12 protein-coding genes are annotated in these 14,022 nt (G+C 64.0%); 7 read left to right on the top strand and 5 right to left on the bottom strand.

The genetic code is table 11. The features are described from left to right. The first annotated feature begins 225 nt into the window (after window positions 1-225). From lpxC to recN, 3 genes are all read left to right on the top strand, one after another. Window positions 226-1,179 (top strand): UDP-3-O-acyl-N-acetylglucosamine deacetylase, encoded by a 954-nt coding sequence (gene lpxC / locus KLP42_RS14035; protein WP_215567363.1) that lies wholly within the window; start codon window positions 226-228, stop codon window positions 1,177-1,179. A gap of 187 nt (window positions 1,180-1,366) precedes the next feature. Then, the gene (locus KLP42_RS14030) at window positions 1,367-2,233 is read left to right on the top strand and encodes an outer membrane protein assembly factor BamD (RefSeq protein WP_215567362.1); all 867 of its coding nucleotides are present in this window, start codon (window positions 1,367-1,369) and stop codon (window positions 2,231-2,233) included. A gap of 11 nt (window positions 2,234-2,244) precedes the next feature. Further along, window positions 2,245-3,918 carry a DNA repair protein RecN gene (gene recN / locus KLP42_RS14025; protein WP_215567361.1) on the top strand — a complete coding sequence of 558 codons (1,674 nt, stop codon included), beginning with the start codon at window positions 2,245-2,247 and terminating at the stop codon, window positions 3,916-3,918. A 133-nt stretch (window positions 3,919-4,051) separates the two neighbouring features. On the opposite strand, the gene KLP42_RS14020 is transcribed toward recN, so the two are convergent. Further along, window positions 4,052-4,651 (bottom strand): cytochrome b, encoded by a 600-nt coding sequence (locus KLP42_RS14020; protein WP_215567360.1) that lies wholly within the window; start codon window positions 4,649-4,651, stop codon window positions 4,052-4,054. A 228-nt stretch (window positions 4,652-4,879) separates the two neighbouring features. Here KLP42_RS14020 and ligA point away from each other — a divergent pair, with 228 nt between their 5' ends. Then, the gene (ligA, locus tag KLP42_RS14015; protein ID WP_215567359.1) at window positions 4,880-7,039 is read left to right on the top strand and encodes an NAD-dependent DNA ligase LigA; all 2,160 of its coding nucleotides are present in this window, start codon (window positions 4,880-4,882) and stop codon (window positions 7,037-7,039) included. A gap of 414 nt (window positions 7,040-7,453) precedes the next feature. On the opposite strand, the gene KLP42_RS14010 is transcribed toward ligA, so the two are convergent. Continuing rightward, window positions 7,454-7,987, bottom strand: coding sequence for a GNAT family N-acetyltransferase (locus tag KLP42_RS14010; RefSeq protein WP_215567358.1), 534 nt, complete (start codon window positions 7,985-7,987; stop codon window positions 7,454-7,456). 270 nt (window positions 7,988-8,257) lie between these two features. Here KLP42_RS14010 and KLP42_RS14005 point away from each other — a divergent pair, with 270 nt between their 5' ends. Further along, window positions 8,258-8,761, top strand: a complete 504-nt coding sequence (locus KLP42_RS14005; protein WP_215567357.1) for a CreA family protein — start codon at window positions 8,258-8,260, stop codon at window positions 8,759-8,761. A gap of 94 nt (window positions 8,762-8,855) precedes the next feature. On the opposite strand, the gene KLP42_RS14000 is transcribed toward KLP42_RS14005, so the two are convergent. After that, window positions 8,856-9,320, bottom strand: a complete 465-nt coding sequence (locus KLP42_RS14000; RefSeq protein ID WP_215567356.1) for a chemotaxis protein CheW — start codon at window positions 9,318-9,320, stop codon at window positions 8,856-8,858. Window positions 9,321-9,322: 2 nt separating this feature from the next. Further along, window positions 9,323-11,287 carry a methyl-accepting chemotaxis protein gene (locus tag KLP42_RS13995; protein ID WP_215567355.1) on the bottom strand — a complete coding sequence of 655 codons (1,965 nt, stop codon included), beginning with the start codon at window positions 11,285-11,287 and terminating at the stop codon, window positions 9,323-9,325. Between the two features lie 535 nt (window positions 11,288-11,822). Between KLP42_RS13995 and KLP42_RS13990 the strand changes: the two genes are divergently transcribed. Then, window positions 11,823-12,422, top strand: a complete 600-nt coding sequence (locus KLP42_RS13990) for an SCO family protein (RefSeq protein ID WP_215567354.1) — start codon at window positions 11,823-11,825, stop codon at window positions 12,420-12,422. A gap of 111 nt (window positions 12,423-12,533) precedes the next feature. After that, window positions 12,534-13,415: a 50S ribosomal protein L11 methyltransferase gene (locus KLP42_RS13985; RefSeq protein WP_215567353.1), complete on the top strand. Its 882-nt coding sequence runs from the start codon at window positions 12,534-12,536 to the stop codon at window positions 13,413-13,415. A gap of 220 nt (window positions 13,416-13,635) precedes the next feature. Here the strand turns inward: KLP42_RS13985 and KLP42_RS13980 are convergent, their stop codons facing one another. Continuing rightward, entirely contained in the window at window positions 13,636-13,809 is a 174-nt protein-coding gene (locus KLP42_RS13980; protein WP_215567352.1) for a hypothetical protein, read from the bottom strand. Between the last annotated feature and the right edge of the window lie 213 nt (window positions 13,810-14,022).

The following is a 14,022-nucleotide window of genomic DNA, read 5'->3' as shown; positions in this document are numbered from 1 at the left end:
GCAGCACCGTCCGTTTTTGCATTTTTTGTATGCCTTCCGGAAAAGCGCATGAAATCAATCGGCTGGCTTCGTAACAGAGCGAAAGAAACAGTGATTTGGAATGGCCGGTCGACCGCCGTATGTACAGAATTGAGAAAGAGCGGATCCGCCGCGCCAGCGGTTTAAGGAACCGATAAAGAAACCGGAGCCCCGGCTGCGGGGCACGGCACGATAAAGGCAAAAGACATGACACTCGGACTTCTGGGCTTTCAGACGACAATCGCCACTCCCGTCACGCTGTCGGGCATCGGTGTTCATTCCGGAAGCCCCGTTTCCATCACCTTCCAGCCTGCCGAAGCGGGCACCGGCGTTGTCTTCAGTCGCCAGTTCGCCGATGGCAGCACGGCCGAGTACCGGGCGGTCTCATCGAATGTCGGCAATACCGATCTCTGCACCGTTCTCGGCGCCTCGCTCACCCGTGCGGTCGCGACGATCGAGCATGTGATGGCAGCGCTCTACGCGCTCGGCCTCGACAATGTGGTGGTGGAGGTGGATGGCGCCGAAATGCCGATCATGGACGGCTCGTCCTTCCCCTTCATCGAGGCCATCGAGCAGGCCGGTATCGTCAATCTCGGCGAGAAGCGCCGCTATATCCGCGTTCTGAAGCCGGTGCGCATTGATTCGGGTGCCTCCTGGTCGGAGTTCCGCCCCTATGACGGCACCCGCTTCGAGGTGGAGATCGATTTCGATTCGCCGCTGATCGGCCGCCAGTCCTGGCAGGGCGACCTGACGGCGCAGGTGTTCCGCGATCAGTTGTCGCGCGCCCGCACCTTCGGTTTCATGCGTGATGTGGAACGCCTGTGGGCTGCCGGTTTCGCACTCGGCTCCTCGCTGGAAAACTCGGTGGTGATCTCGGATGACGACACGGTCGTCAATGTCGAGGGCCTGCGCTATGCGGACGAGTTCGTGCGCCACAAGACACTCGATGCCGTGGGCGATCTGGCGCTGGCCGGCGCCCAGTTCATCGGCTGCTACCGCTCCTATCGCGGTGGCCACAAGATGAACGCCAATGCACTGAAGGCGCTGCTCAGCGATCGCTCGGCCTATGAGGTCGTCGAGGCGCCGATGCGCAGCCAGCGGGTGCGTGCCCGCGAATTCGTCGCGGTCAGCGCGGCAGAATTTGCCCCCTGGGCCGGCTGAGAAGCCGCAAGCACCGTCGAGCCGGGCCGTCTCCTTCGAGGCGGCCTTTCTTTTTGCAAACAGGCTCTTCCGCCCGCCATAAATTTGCGTCAAAGCGCCATCATTGCGTTGCTCTGTCGCTTCCTTTATGGCTACAAGGCCTCTCGGGCGGACGATGTAACATCGCGTGACAATCGGGAACTGTCGAATGACTGAGACGAAGTCTGTTGGAATAAGGAACACGGCGCGCATTGCCGCGGTGTCCCTGCTTTTGGTCGGCACCAGCCTTCTGGTGACCGCTTGCCAGTCAGACCCGGACATCGACATCACCAAGCTCGGTCTCAATACCGACCCGCCGGAGCAGCTCTACAACCAGGGCCTGGCCAACATGAAGGCCGGCAATCTGGCGGAGGCGAGCCGCAAGTTCGACGCCATCGACAAGCAGAATCCGTTCACCGACTGGGCGCGCAAGGCGTTGGTGATGAGCACCTTCACCAAGTATCGCCTGGGGCGTTACGAGGAGGCGGTCTCGACGGGCAACCGCTACATCAAGCAGTATCCGCAGTCTGATGATTCGGCCTATGTGCAGTATCTGGTCGGCCTGTCCTATTCGAAGCAGATCGTCGATGTGACGCAGGACCAGAAGATGTCCCGCAGCACCATCGATGCGATGCAGAAGGTCGTGACCAACTATCCGAAGTCGGAATATGTCGAGGATGCGCAGGCCAAGATCCGCTTTGCCCGCGACCAGCTCGCCGGCAAGGAAATGCAGATCGGTCGCTATTATCTCGAGCGCAAGGAATATCTGGCGGCCATTGCCCGCTTCCGCAACGTGGTCGAGAACTACGGCAACACCAATCAGGTCGAAGAGGCGCTGGCGCGCCTCGTGGAGGCCTATTATGCCATGGGCGTGACGGAAGAGGCACAGACGGCGGCGGCGGTGCTGGGCCACAACTATCCGGACAGCCAGTGGTACAGCGATTCCTTCAAGCTGCTGAAGGGCGGCGGCTTGGAGCCGCGTGAGAACCGCGACTCGTGGATTTCTCGCGCCGGGGCCAAGCTGATCGGCGCCTGAACGGGAACACCATGCTTATCCAGTTGTCGATCCGCGATATCGTCCTGATCGAGCGGCTGGACCTCGGCTTCGAGAGTGGCCTCTCCGTCCTGACGGGCGAAACCGGGGCCGGCAAATCCATCCTGCTCGACTCCCTGTCGCTGGCCCTTGGCGGGCGCGGCGATGGCGGGCTTGTGCGCCATGGCCTCGACAGGGGACAGGTTACGGCCGTCTTCGATGTCGGCGCCAGCCACCCGGCGCGCCTTCTCCTGAGGGAAAACGGACTGGATGACGAGGGAGACCTGATCTTCCGGCGCATGCAGTCGGCCGACGGGCGCACCAAGGCCTCCATCAATGACCAGCCGGTCAGCGTGCAGCTGATGCGCCAGGTGGGGCAGATGCTGGTGGAAATCCACGGTCAGCACGACGACCGGGCGCTGGTCGACATCAATGCCCATCGCATGCTGCTCGATGCCTTTGCCGGGCTGGCCGACGAGGTGACGGAGGTCTCCGCCCTTTACCGCAGCTGGCGGGAGGCCGAGCGGGCGCTGAAGACGCATCGTTCGCGCGTCGAGGCCGCTGCCCGCGAGGCGGATTATCTGCGTGCCTCCGTCGAGGAATTGCAGGCCTTGAGGCCACGTGACGGTGAGGAGGACGAACTGGCCGAACAGCGCGCCCGCATGCAGAAATCCGAGCGTATTGCCGGCGATATCGCCGAAGCGTCCGAATTTCTGAACGGCAATGCCTCGCCGGTTCCGCTGATTGCCTCGCTGGTGCGCCGGCTGGAGCGCAAGAGCCACGAGGCTCCGGGCCTGCTGGAAGAAACGGTTCAACTGCTCGATTCGGCGCTCGACAACCTCTCCAACGCGCAGATGGAGGTGGAGGCCGCGCTTCGGCGCACCGAATTCGATCCGCGCGAGCTGGAGCGGGTCGAGGAGCGTCTGTTTGCACTGCGTGCCGCAAGCCGAAAATATTCCGTTGCGGTGACCGACCTGCCGGCGCTGGCGGAAAAGATGGTGGCGGATCTTGCCGATCTCGATGCCGGCGAGGAGCGGCTCGGCCAGCTGGAAAAAGCGGCAGAGGCCACGCGCGCCGCCTTCGACAAGGCCGCCCGTGCGCTTTCCGAAAAGCGGCAATACGGGGCATCCGCGCTTGCCGACGCGGTGATGGCGGAACTGCCGGCATTGAAGCTGGAACGTGCCCGCTTCATGGTCAATGTCACCGCCGATCCGGACAATGCGGCGGCCGAAGGCATCGACACGGTGGAATTCCACGTGCAGACCAACCCCGGCACACGGCCCGGCCCGATCATGAAGGTGGCCTCAGGCGGCGAGCTGTCGCGTTTCCTGCTGGCGCTCAAGGTGGCGCTCGCCGATCGCGGTTCGGCGCCGACTTTGGTCTTCGACGAGATCGACACCGGTGTGGGGGGGGCCGTGGCCGATGCGATCGGCCAGCGGCTGAAGCGCCTGTCGGACAAGGTGCAGGTGCTCTCCGTCACCCATGCGCCGCAGGTTGCAGCGCGGGCTTCGACCCATCTGCTTATTTCCAAGGGGCCGGCCGGCGACGGATCGGACAAGATCGCCACGCGGGTTGCGACCATGTCGCCCGAGCACCGGGCCGAAGAAATTGCCCGCATGCTCTCCGGCGCCTTTGTGACCGACGAGGCACGGGCAGCGGCTGCGAGCCTTCTGGCGGGCAACGGCTGAGGTTTTGCCTGCGGCGGGGCGAAGCACGCCTGCCTGCGCCAATGCAGCAATCGCGACGAGGCGGCAGGTCGGCTTTGCGCCTGTCGTAACTCTCCGGGTACTGGCTCGCCGTCTCAGCGACAGATCGGCGCGCTCATTGTGCCGTTGCCGTGCGGCGCCCGGCCATGCGGTGCAGCACATCGTCCTTCCACACATGCCGATGGACGACGACCATGGCGACATGCCCGGCGACCATGGCAAGCAACGTCCAGGCCAGCAGGCCATGCGCCGCATTGCCGGCATCGATCATCCATTGCACCTTTTCCGGCGCGCCCGGCAGCACGGGCAGACCGAAGACGGCCACGCCCCGGCCAGAACCATAGGCACGCAGCAGCGCCAGCACTGGCACGATCAGCATCAACCCATAAAGGCCGAGATGGCCGAGGCGGGCCGCGAGTGCAACGAGCCCTTCGCCATGCGGCGGGCGCCGCTTCAGATTGGCGAGGCCCCAGAGGGCGCGCAGCACCGCCAGCGCCATCAGCAGTGACCCGACGGAGGCATGCGTGCCAACGAAGAAACCGACCAGCGGCGTGCGCCCCAGCGCCAGCCGAAGGCCCATGCCGAGAAACTGCCAGGCAAACAGCAGTGCCATGCTCCAGTGCAGCAGGCGCGTGACGGGCCCGTATTGCAGAACGGTATCACCAAGCGAAGACGAGGGGCGGGCGGAGGCTGTATTGCGCAGACTATGCGCCATCGGAAAACTCCTTGAGGAAGCGCTTATATAAATATGAATGCAATGCACTGGTTATCGCTCCGCCATCCCGACTGTCCAGACACGCCGCGACACATTGTCGTCATCGCGGGGCAGGCGATCAGGAGCGGTCTCGCCGGTGTGGATGAGGAGCTTTGCAGCGCCTTTCCCGTTTTGCGGCGGAGCGGTTTCGTCTAAAACCGCCTGATGCCCGCGGACGGAGAAAAACCCATGGTCGATCATCGCACATCTGTCGAAGCGCTCGGCGAGGACGAGGCGCGGGCGGAGCTTGCCTGGCTTGCCGCCGAGATCGCCCGCCATGACCTGCTCTACCATCAGGGCGACCAGCCGGAGATTTCGGATGCCGATTACGATGCGCTGAAGCGCCGCAACGATGCCATCGAGGCGCGTTTCCCGCAGCTTGTGCGCGAAGACAGTCCCTCGCAGCGCGTCGGCGCGGCGCCGGCATCCGCCTTTCAGCAGATCACCCATTCCCGGCCGATGCTGTCGCTCGACAACACGTTTTCCGACGCGGACGTGGCCGATTTTGTCGGCTCCGTTTACCGCTTTCTCGGCCGGTTACCGGATGATTCGATCGCCTTTACCGCCGAGCCGAAGATCGACGGGCTGTCGATGTCGATCCGCTACGAAAGCGGCCGCATGGTGAGTGCGGCGACGCGCGGCGACGGCACGACGGGGGAAAACGTCACCGCCAATATCCGCACCATCCGCGAGATCCCGCAGCAGCTGCCGCCGGGCGTGCCCGCCGTGGTCGAGGTGCGCGGCGAGGTCTATATGGCGAAAAGCGACTTCCTGGCGCTGAATGCGCAGATGGAGGCCGAAGGCAAGCAGACCTATGTCAATCCGCGCAACACGGCTTCCGGCTCGCTGCGCCAGCTCGACCCGAAGGTAACCGCCAGGCGCAAGCTGCGCTTCTTCGCCTATGCCTGGGGCGAGATGTCGGAAATGCCGGCGACAACGCAGATGGGCATGGTCGAAACCTTCCAGCGCTGGGGTTTTCCCGTCAATCCGCTGATGAAGCGACTGTCTTCGGTGGCGGATATTCTCGCGCATTACCATGAGATCGGCCTGAAACGTCCGGACCTCGATTACGATATCGACGGCGTCGTCTACAAGGTGGATGACCTTGCGCTGCAGGAGCGGCTCGGCTTCCGTTCGCGCTCGCCGCGCTGGGCAACCGCGCATAAGTTCCCGGCCGAACAGGCCTTCACGACGGTTGAAAACATCGACATCCAGGTGGGGCGCACCGGCGCGCTGACGCCCGTTGCCCGCCTGACGCCGATCACCGTCGGCGGTGTGGTGGTGACGAATGCCACGCTGCACAACGAGGACTACATCAAGGGCATCGGCAATTCCGGCGACCGCATCCGGCCGGAGGATCACGATATCCGCGTGGGCGACACCGTCATCGTGCAGCGCGCCGGCGATGTGATCCCGCAGGTGCTGGATGTGGTGCTGGAAAAGCGCCCGGCCGGGGCTGCGCCTTACGAGTTTCCGAAGAAGTGCCCGGTCTGCGGCAGCCATGCGGTGCGTGAGCGCAACGAAAAGACCGGACGGCTCGATTCCGTCACCCGCTGCACGGGCGGTTTCGTCTGCCGGGCGCAGGCGGTGGAGCATCTGAAGCACTTCGTCTCGCGCAATGCCTATGACATCGAAGGGCTCGGCTCGAAGCAGATCGATTTCTTCTTCGAAGCGGAGGACCCCGCCCTGCAGATCCGCACGGCACCCGACATTTTTACGCTGAAGAAGCGCCAGGAGGCGTCAGCCCTCACCAAGCTCGAAAACATCGATGGCTTCGGCAAGGTGAGCGTGAAAAAGCTCTTCGACGCGATCGACAATCGCCGCGAGATCGCGCTGAACCGTTTCATCTTCGCTCTCGGTATCCGCCATGTCGGGGAAACGACGGCGAAGCTTCTGGCGCGCGCCTATGGCACTTATGAAGCTTTCGAGAGCGCCATGCAGCAGGCGGCCTCCTTCTCCGGCGATGCCTGGGAGGAACTCAACGCCATTGAGGGCATTGGCGAGGTGATGGCGCGGGCCATCGTCGAATTCTTCAAGGAACCGCGCAATGTCGAGGTGATATCCCGGTTGCTGGAGGAGGTGACCCCGCAGGCGATGGAACAGATCGCCGCCAGCGGCAGCCCGGTTGCCGGCAAGACGGTGGTGTTCACCGGTTCGCTCGAAAAATTCACCCGAGACGAGGCGAAGGCCCGCGCCGAAAGCCTCGGTGCCAAGGTCTCGGGCTCCGTGTCGAAGAAGACCGATATTCTGGTTGCCGGCCCCGGCGCCGGCTCCAAGCTCGACAAGGCGCGGGAGCTTGGCATCCAGACCATGGACGAGGACGAGTGGCTGGCGCTGATCGGCGGGTGAGGGGCTGGCGGTAAGCAGCAGGCAGCAGGCAGCAGGCAGCAGGCAGCAGGCAGCAGGCAGTAGGCAGTAGGCAGTAGGCAGTAGGCAGTAGGGATACCCCCTCATCCGCCCTTCGGGCACCTTCTCCCCGCGGGGGAGAAGGGAGGGGCACCGCAGCGTCTCCGTGTCCTCCTGCTTACAGCGGGAGGAGCACTGTGCCGGACACCCGCTTGCGCCGAAGCGAACTTGCCGCGACCGGATCGCCCGAATGGAATGTCGGCACCTGCCGCAATACCCCTTCTCCCCTCGGGGAGAAGGTGGCCCGAAGGGCCGGATGAGGGGGCTTGCGCCGGGAGAGTGAAGGGAGCATCGCTGCGCCGCCTGCTCGCCTCACCCGGCCTGCGAGGCAGGGCAAGGCGCCAAGACTGACGCAAGTCACGCCCTCAGCCGCGCCATCGTCAGCGCATCCACATAGGCGCCGTCGCGGAAGGCGAAGGTGCGGAGTGTGCCTTCCACCTCGAAGCCGAATTTGCGGTAGAGGGCAATGGCCGCGCCATTGTCGGCATAGACGGTCATTTCCAGCCTTCTCAGATTGTACCAGTTGTCGGCCATGGCAACGACTTCGCCGAGCAGCGCCGAGCCGATGCCGCGTCCGCGATAGGCGTCGTGCACGCCCATGCCGAAACTGCCGCTGTGCGCCCTGCGTCCCGCATGGCGCGTCAGCCCGATATCGCCGACGATCTGATCCTCAAGGACCGCGACCAGCGCCGTCACCGTGGCCGGCTGGTTTTCGATGCCTTTTCGGATTTCCTCTGCGCTGTGATAGGGCGTGCGCAGCGTGCCATGGCGGTAACCGGGCAGATTGTGCAGGGAGGCAATGCCGGCGGCATCGGCGGCCAGGCGGGCGCGGATGGTGAGGCCGTCCGGCCATCGGGCGTTTGTGGCAATGGGAAAGCAGGCTTGCGTCATGTCGTCTGTCCTTCGGAGGAGCCCGGGCAGAGCGGACATTCGCCAACCCTGCCATCGCGGCAGGGGAGCGGGGATTGATCAGGCCATGTGCCGACCGTCCACGCGCCCTGCCGGGCGGATGGTGTGGGTCATCACAAGATGGGTGTCGCGCTTGATCATGATGCCGAGTGTGGCTTTCCTTTTGCGGCAGGTCAAGGCCCGGCGCCCGCCGCTTGCAATCATGCGGCCAGTTCCTATCTGCTGATCAGCCTTGCCTGACTGGAGCCCGCCATGCGCCGAACCGCCCGCCTTGCCGCCACCCTTGCTGCCAGCCTTGCCATTGCAGGCTTCGGCCTCGTCAGTGCCCAAGCCGAGGAGGTCGGCAAGGTTGGCGTCGACTGGATGGGCAATGACATCATCGTCGATGCGCTCACCGATCCCAAGGTGACGGGCGTGACCTGCCATGTGACCTATTTCGATCGCGGCATGCTGGACCGCCTGAAGAACGGCAACTGGTTCGAGGACCCCTCCAACAATTCCATCGCCTGCCGCCAGACGGGACCGATCGAGATCGGCAATATCGATCTTTCGAAGGAGGGCGAGGAGGTCTTCAAGCAGGGCATGTCGCTGATCTGGAAGAAGCTCGTCGTCAACCGGATCTATGACAAGGCCAACAACACGCTGATCTATCTCGTACATTCCCGCCAGATCGTGGATGGTTCCGCCAAGATGGCAATTTCCACGGTGCCGCTGTTCAACCAGCCCGTGGTCTGGAAGGGCGGCGCGCCGAAATAGGCGGGCCGGGCCGCGCAACGACGAAAGCCCCGGTGGGAAACCGGGGCAGCGCCATCCAGCATGCAGCGCAGTTGCGTCTCTCGGGTGATCCGGCTCAGGCAGCCTGGGCCAGTTCGTCGGCAATCACCGTGTCGAGGTTGAGGAAGCAGACCATGGTCTTTTCCAGCGCCACGATACCCCGGCAGAAGGCGCGCTGCGCTTCTGGAATGATTTCCGGGGCCGGCTGCAGGTCCTCGCTCTTGATGGTCATCATGTCGGACACCTGTTCCACCAGCAGGCCGACCAGTTTGCCGGCAATGTCGGTGACGATGATGGCGGCGCGTTCCGACGGCTCGGTCATCTTCATGCCGAGGCGGCAGGCCATGTCGATGACCGGGATCACCGCGCCGCGCAGGTTGATGAGGCCGAGCACGTAGGGCGGCGTATGCGGCATCGGCGTCACCGGGGCCCAGCCGCGGATTTCGCGGATGGCCATGATGTCGATGCAGAATTCCTGATCGCCGAGATGGAAGGATACGATTTCGAGATAGGCGCCGGACTGCTTGATGGCATTGGTCATGGTCAAAACTCTTCCCATTTTTCTCTGGTTGCCGTCGCAAGCGACCTTGCGGCGGGGCTGCTGCTGGAAATGGCGCTCGCGACCCTGTTCATCAGGCTGCGGGCGGGAGAGGGACGGGCCTGAACCTGTGCGCCCGTCGGCTCGACGGCGCGCGGGCGGGCGCTGGTATCCATGCGGAACTGCGCCATCAGGCGGGTCAGATTGTCGGCATCGCCGGCCAGCGTGTGGCTTGCGGCATTGGTTTCCTCGACCATGGCGGCGTTCTGCTGCGTCGTCTGGTCCATCTGGCTGATGGCGGAGTTGATCTCCGACAGGCCGATGAACTGTTCGCGGGCGGAGGTGACGATAGCGCCGACATCGTCGTTGATCTTCAGCACGTCGTCGCCGATGCGATGCAGGGCATCGCCGGTGGCCTTCACCAGCTCGACGCCGGTCTGAACCTCGGCGCTGGAGCGGGTGACGAGCGACTTGATGTCCTTGGCAGCTCCCGCGGCGCGGCCGGCAAGCTCGCGCACTTCCTGGGCAACGACGGCAAAACCCTTGCCGGCTTCCCCGGCACGGGCGGCCTCGACGCCGGCGTTCAGCGCCAGAAGGTTGGTCTGGAAGGCGATCTCCTCGACCACGTTGATGATCTTGCCGATCTCGCCGGTGGCATCCTCGATGCGTTCCATCGCCGCCATGGCATCGGTCACCACATGCGAGGAGGATTCGGCGAAATCCTTGGCATTGCTGACCAGCTGGCTTGCGCCTTCGGCGCGTTCCGTGGCGGTGCGCACCGTACGGGTGATCTGCTCGAGGGCGGCCGAGGTTTCCTCCAGCGAGGCGGCCTGCTGTTCGGTCCGCTTGGCCAGGTCGTCGGCGGCGGAGCGCATCTGCTGGGCATTGGCCTGGATCGAGCTGGAACTGCCGGCGATCTCCGTCATGATCAGCCTGAGCTTTGCCGTCAGCTTGTTGAAGTCGGCGCGGACCGGCTCGAGATCCTCGCGGAAGGGGCGCTCGATGGTGGTGTCGAGATCGCCTTCCGACAGCCGGGTCAGTGCCGTGGCGAGCGCCTGCGTGGCCGCGCGGATCGCCTCAGAATCGGCACGCTGAACCGCCTCGCGCGCCTGTGTTTCCTGCTCCACGCGGGCGCGTTCGTCGGATGTCTCCTGCTCCAGCCGGATCTTCTCCAGCGCCGCCTGGCGGAAGATCTCCGTGGCGCGCGCCATGTCGCCCAGCTCGTCCGTTCCGTCGGTGCCCGATACCGGGGTCTTACAGTCGCCGGCAACGATCCGCGCCATGCTGTCCTTGACGTTGCGCACACCGCGCTTGATGGCGCCGCCATGGATGAACTGCAGCAGCGCGACCAGCGCCATGGCGATGAGGCCGCAGATCAGCTGTACCTGCAGCGACTGGCGGGCCAGCGCCTCCATCTCGTCGACCTTCTGATTGGCCTGGATCGTGCCCAGTTCCAGCAGCGCGACAATGGTGTCGGTAATCTTTTCGCCACCGCCATCAATGGCGTCATCGATCGCGTCGAACTCGTCCTCGGGCGCGCCGGTCTCGACGAGGCGTGTCAGATCCACCTGAATTGCCTTCGAAACCCGCTCCACGTCGGCGGCGAAGCTGGCCGCCATCTCGGGCTTGCCGAGCGCTGCCGCAAATCCGGTCACGGTTGCCGCGCCCGCCTTCAGCATCTGGCTGGTCTGCGCGATCAATTCCGCCCGCTCCGGCTGCACCTTGCGCTCGGCACGGTCCACGATCGTGTCCATGGCGGCGAGGATCATCTCGAGGCTGGCGGAGCGCATGTCGTTCAACTGGTTGCCCTGCTGCCATATGGCTGTCGCCTGCTCGATGCCGAGCTCGACCCGTTCCTGCTGATACCAGCCGACCCCGAGGATGGTGCCCATTCCGACGAAGGCGGTGACGCCAAGCGTCATGAGCCGGTGGCTCACGGACAGTGTTCTTTTGCCGGCTATGGTTGTCATGTGGCTCTCGGGATCCCTGTTGAGAACATTCTACCGATGTCGTGAAAAGCGGTGTGGCAGGCCGTGGCCGCTCCCTGGGGATGGCGCGTTCATGCGCCGGCGGCTCTCTGCGACTCTTCCTCGAACTCTCTCAGACAGGTGTTGAACATTCGTTAATCCTGATATGCCGGAATATGGCTTCGCAGGTCGCCAGTCTTGGCCTATAAGGTTGCCATGAGGTTACCCCGGACCCCTGCAAACTTGCCCTTGATGGCTGCCGTCAGCCTTGCGCTCGCATCGGCGACCTTGTTTGCCGCCTACGGCTGGATGCGGCACGGTTCCGAGATCTTCCTGGCCATGTCGCAAAGCCTGGCTGCCTGGTGCATGTGAGGCTGGGTGCATGTATGGCCGGGCGGACCGCGGAGCCTGGCGTTTCCGTCTCCCCGGCGGGACAAAACACCGCGCCCCTCCATCTGCAACGCATTCTTGAATTGCCGGTTCGGCGGTGCGAGCCTAGGGAGAGGTTCGCTATCTGCCAACCGCTGGAGTCGCAGGCATGAAGACGATCAGAACCGTGCTGTGGATTGCCGTCGCCGTTATGGCCGGCGTGCTGGGCTGGCTGACGATGGAGATGACCCGCTCCAGCAAGGATATCGCCGAAGGCCCCTTCGGCGTTCCCTTCCAACTCGTCGCGCAGACCGGTGAGCCGATCACCGAAAAGGCGTTTCAGGACAAGCCGACGGCGCTGTTCTTCGGCTTTACGCATTGCCCGGAGGTCTGCCCCACCACGCTGTTCGAGCTGAACGGCTGGCTGCACCAGGTCGATCCGGACGGCACGAAGCTGAAGGCCTATTTTGTCACCGTGGACCCGGAGCGTGATCCGCCGGACATCCTCAACCGCTACATCACCAATGTCTCCGACCGGGTGGTGGGCATTTCCGGCCCGGCCGACAAGGTGGGCGAGATGGTCAAGGGCTTCCGCGTCTATGCCCGCAAGGTGCCGGTGGACGAGAAGCAGCCGGACGGGGATTACACGATGGATCATACCGCCTCGGTCTTCCTGTTGAACCATGGCGGCCGCTTTGCCGGTACGATTTCCTATGGCGAAAATCCCGAAACGGCGCTGAAGAAGCTGGAAAACCTCGTGAAGGGGTGATGGAGGGCGGTCGCGGCCCGGCTGCTTGCTTGAAGGGCGCCGCCGTTTTGTGGCATTGCTGCCGCTCGTTTCGACAGGCCGCACGCCCCAAGCTTCAGAAAGAGCCAGACCGTGAGTGAAATCCGCCTCTTCGTCACCGTTACCGAACGGGAATCGGAAGATATTCTCGACCTGCTCTCGCTATGTTTCGGCGAGGAGGATTTCGCCATCGGCACCACCGAGGTGGATGAAAAGGCCGATCGCTGGGAGGCCTCCGTCTACATGATGCGGGTCGACGAGGAAGAGGTGCGCGCCCGCTTCGCCGAGGCGATCCGCGCGGCCTATCCGGGACTGGAGATCCAGCGCGAGGATCTGCCGGAGATCGACTGGATCGCCAAGTCGCTGGAAGGGCTGAAGCCGGTGCGGGCCGGACGCTTCCTGGTGCACGGTTCGCATGATCGCGACAAGGTCCGCACCGGCGATGTCGCCATCGAGATCGATGCCGGACAGGCTTTCGGCACCGGTCATCACGGCACGACGGCCGGCTGCCTCGAAATGATCGACAGGGTGATGCGTGCCCACCCGCCGAAGAACGCGCTCGATCTCGGCACCGGCAGCGGCGTGCTTGCCATTGCCGTGCGCAAGCTGCGCCGCATTCCGGTTCTGGCGACCGATATCGATCCCGTCGCGGTCCGCGTTGCGCGGGGAAATGTCCGGCTGAACGGCATTGCCGAGGGGCTTTCGCTCGAAACGGCACCGGGCTTCCATTCCTCCGCCTTCGAGCGACACGGCCCCTTCGATCTGATCATCGCCAACATCCTGGCGCGGCCGCTGATCCGCATGGCGCCGCAACTGGTGACGCATCTTTCGCCGGGCGGCGACGTGATCCTGTCGGGTATTCTCGCCTCGCAGCGCTGGAAGGTCATCGCGGCCTATAGCGGCGCCGGCCTCGCGCATGTCCGCACCTTCTGGCGCAATGGCTGGGTAACGATCCACCTGCGTCACGACCGCTGACAGGGCGCTTGTTGCTGCAGTGCAGCGTTGCATTTAATGCATATCTTTGGCAGCACATGAAAAAGGCGACATCCGGGAGGGGATGTCGCCTTCGGATCATGCCGGGAGAGACAGATCCTGCCCGCGAGCCCTGGAGGAGGAGAGTGGCTCGAGCGGGTCTTGAGCCGTGTTCCGAAAGCCGTGCGGCGCGTGGGAGGAGCGCGACCGTCCGGCCATGGGATCAGAACACGTAGCGCGTTGCGCCCTGCCGGCGCAGTTCTTCGCGGGTCGTGCCGAGCGCCTTCAGGCTTTCGTCATCGAGATACATCAGGGCGCCGTTGACATAGCGGGCCGCCTGGCGCTCGCGCGCAGCCACGACCCGGTCAAAAGCATTGCGGAAGAAGGAATGTGCCATGTGAGCGGTCCTTTGAAGCTTTGGGAGCCCGTCTTGCTCCCCGATGGTTGCAATATAGAGTGTTCCCGCCCGGCCAGTCAGAGGGGCTGCCTCACGGGTGTCATGCATCAGATGCATGGGTCCGGCAAAAACAAGGGGTGATCGGGCGGCTGGTGCCCAATTCTGTGGCACTGCAGCGGCAGGCTGGTTCGGCGGTGAGAATCCGTTAACATC

Source organism: Rhizobium sp. CSW-27 (assembly GCF_018760785.1).
Classification (GTDB): Bacteria; Pseudomonadota; Alphaproteobacteria; order Rhizobiales; family Rhizobiaceae; genus Neorhizobium.
Note: the sequence above shows the minus strand (reverse complement) of the source record. Positions and strands in the feature narration are given on the sequence as shown.

Excerpts from the sequence above, each read along its gene's own strand:
- ligA (WP_215567359.1), top strand. The coding sequence starts at position 4,880 with ATGGTCGATCATCGCACATCTGTCGAAGCGCTCGGCGAGGACGAGGCG.
- recN (WP_215567361.1), top strand. The coding sequence starts at position 2,245 with ATGCTTATCCAGTTGTCGATCCGCGATATCGTCCTGATCGAGCGGCTG.
- KLP42_RS14005 (WP_215567357.1), top strand. The coding sequence starts at position 8,258 with ATGCGCCGAACCGCCCGCCTTGCCGCCACCCTTGCTGCCAGCCTTGCC.
- KLP42_RS13980 (WP_215567352.1), bottom strand. The coding sequence starts at position 13,809 with ATGGCACATTCCTTCTTCCGCAATGCTTTTGACCGGGTCGTGGCTGCG.
- KLP42_RS14000 (WP_215567356.1), bottom strand. The coding sequence starts at position 9,320 with ATGACCAATGCCATCAAGCAGTCCGGCGCCTATCTCGAAATCGTATCC.
- KLP42_RS13995 (WP_215567355.1), bottom strand. The coding sequence starts at position 11,287 with ATGACAACCATAGCCGGCAAAAGAACACTGTCCGTGAGCCACCGGCTC.
- KLP42_RS13990 (WP_215567354.1), top strand. The coding sequence starts at position 11,823 with ATGAAGACGATCAGAACCGTGCTGTGGATTGCCGTCGCCGTTATGGCC.
- KLP42_RS14020 (WP_215567360.1), bottom strand. The coding sequence starts at position 4,651 with ATGGCGCATAGTCTGCGCAATACAGCCTCCGCCCGCCCCTCGTCTTCG.
- KLP42_RS14030 (WP_215567362.1), top strand. The coding sequence starts at position 1,367 with ATGACTGAGACGAAGTCTGTTGGAATAAGGAACACGGCGCGCATTGCC.
- KLP42_RS14010 (WP_215567358.1), bottom strand. The coding sequence starts at position 7,987 with ATGACGCAAGCCTGCTTTCCCATTGCCACAAACGCCCGATGGCCGGAC.
- lpxC (WP_215567363.1), top strand. The coding sequence starts at position 226 with ATGACACTCGGACTTCTGGGCTTTCAGACGACAATCGCCACTCCCGTC.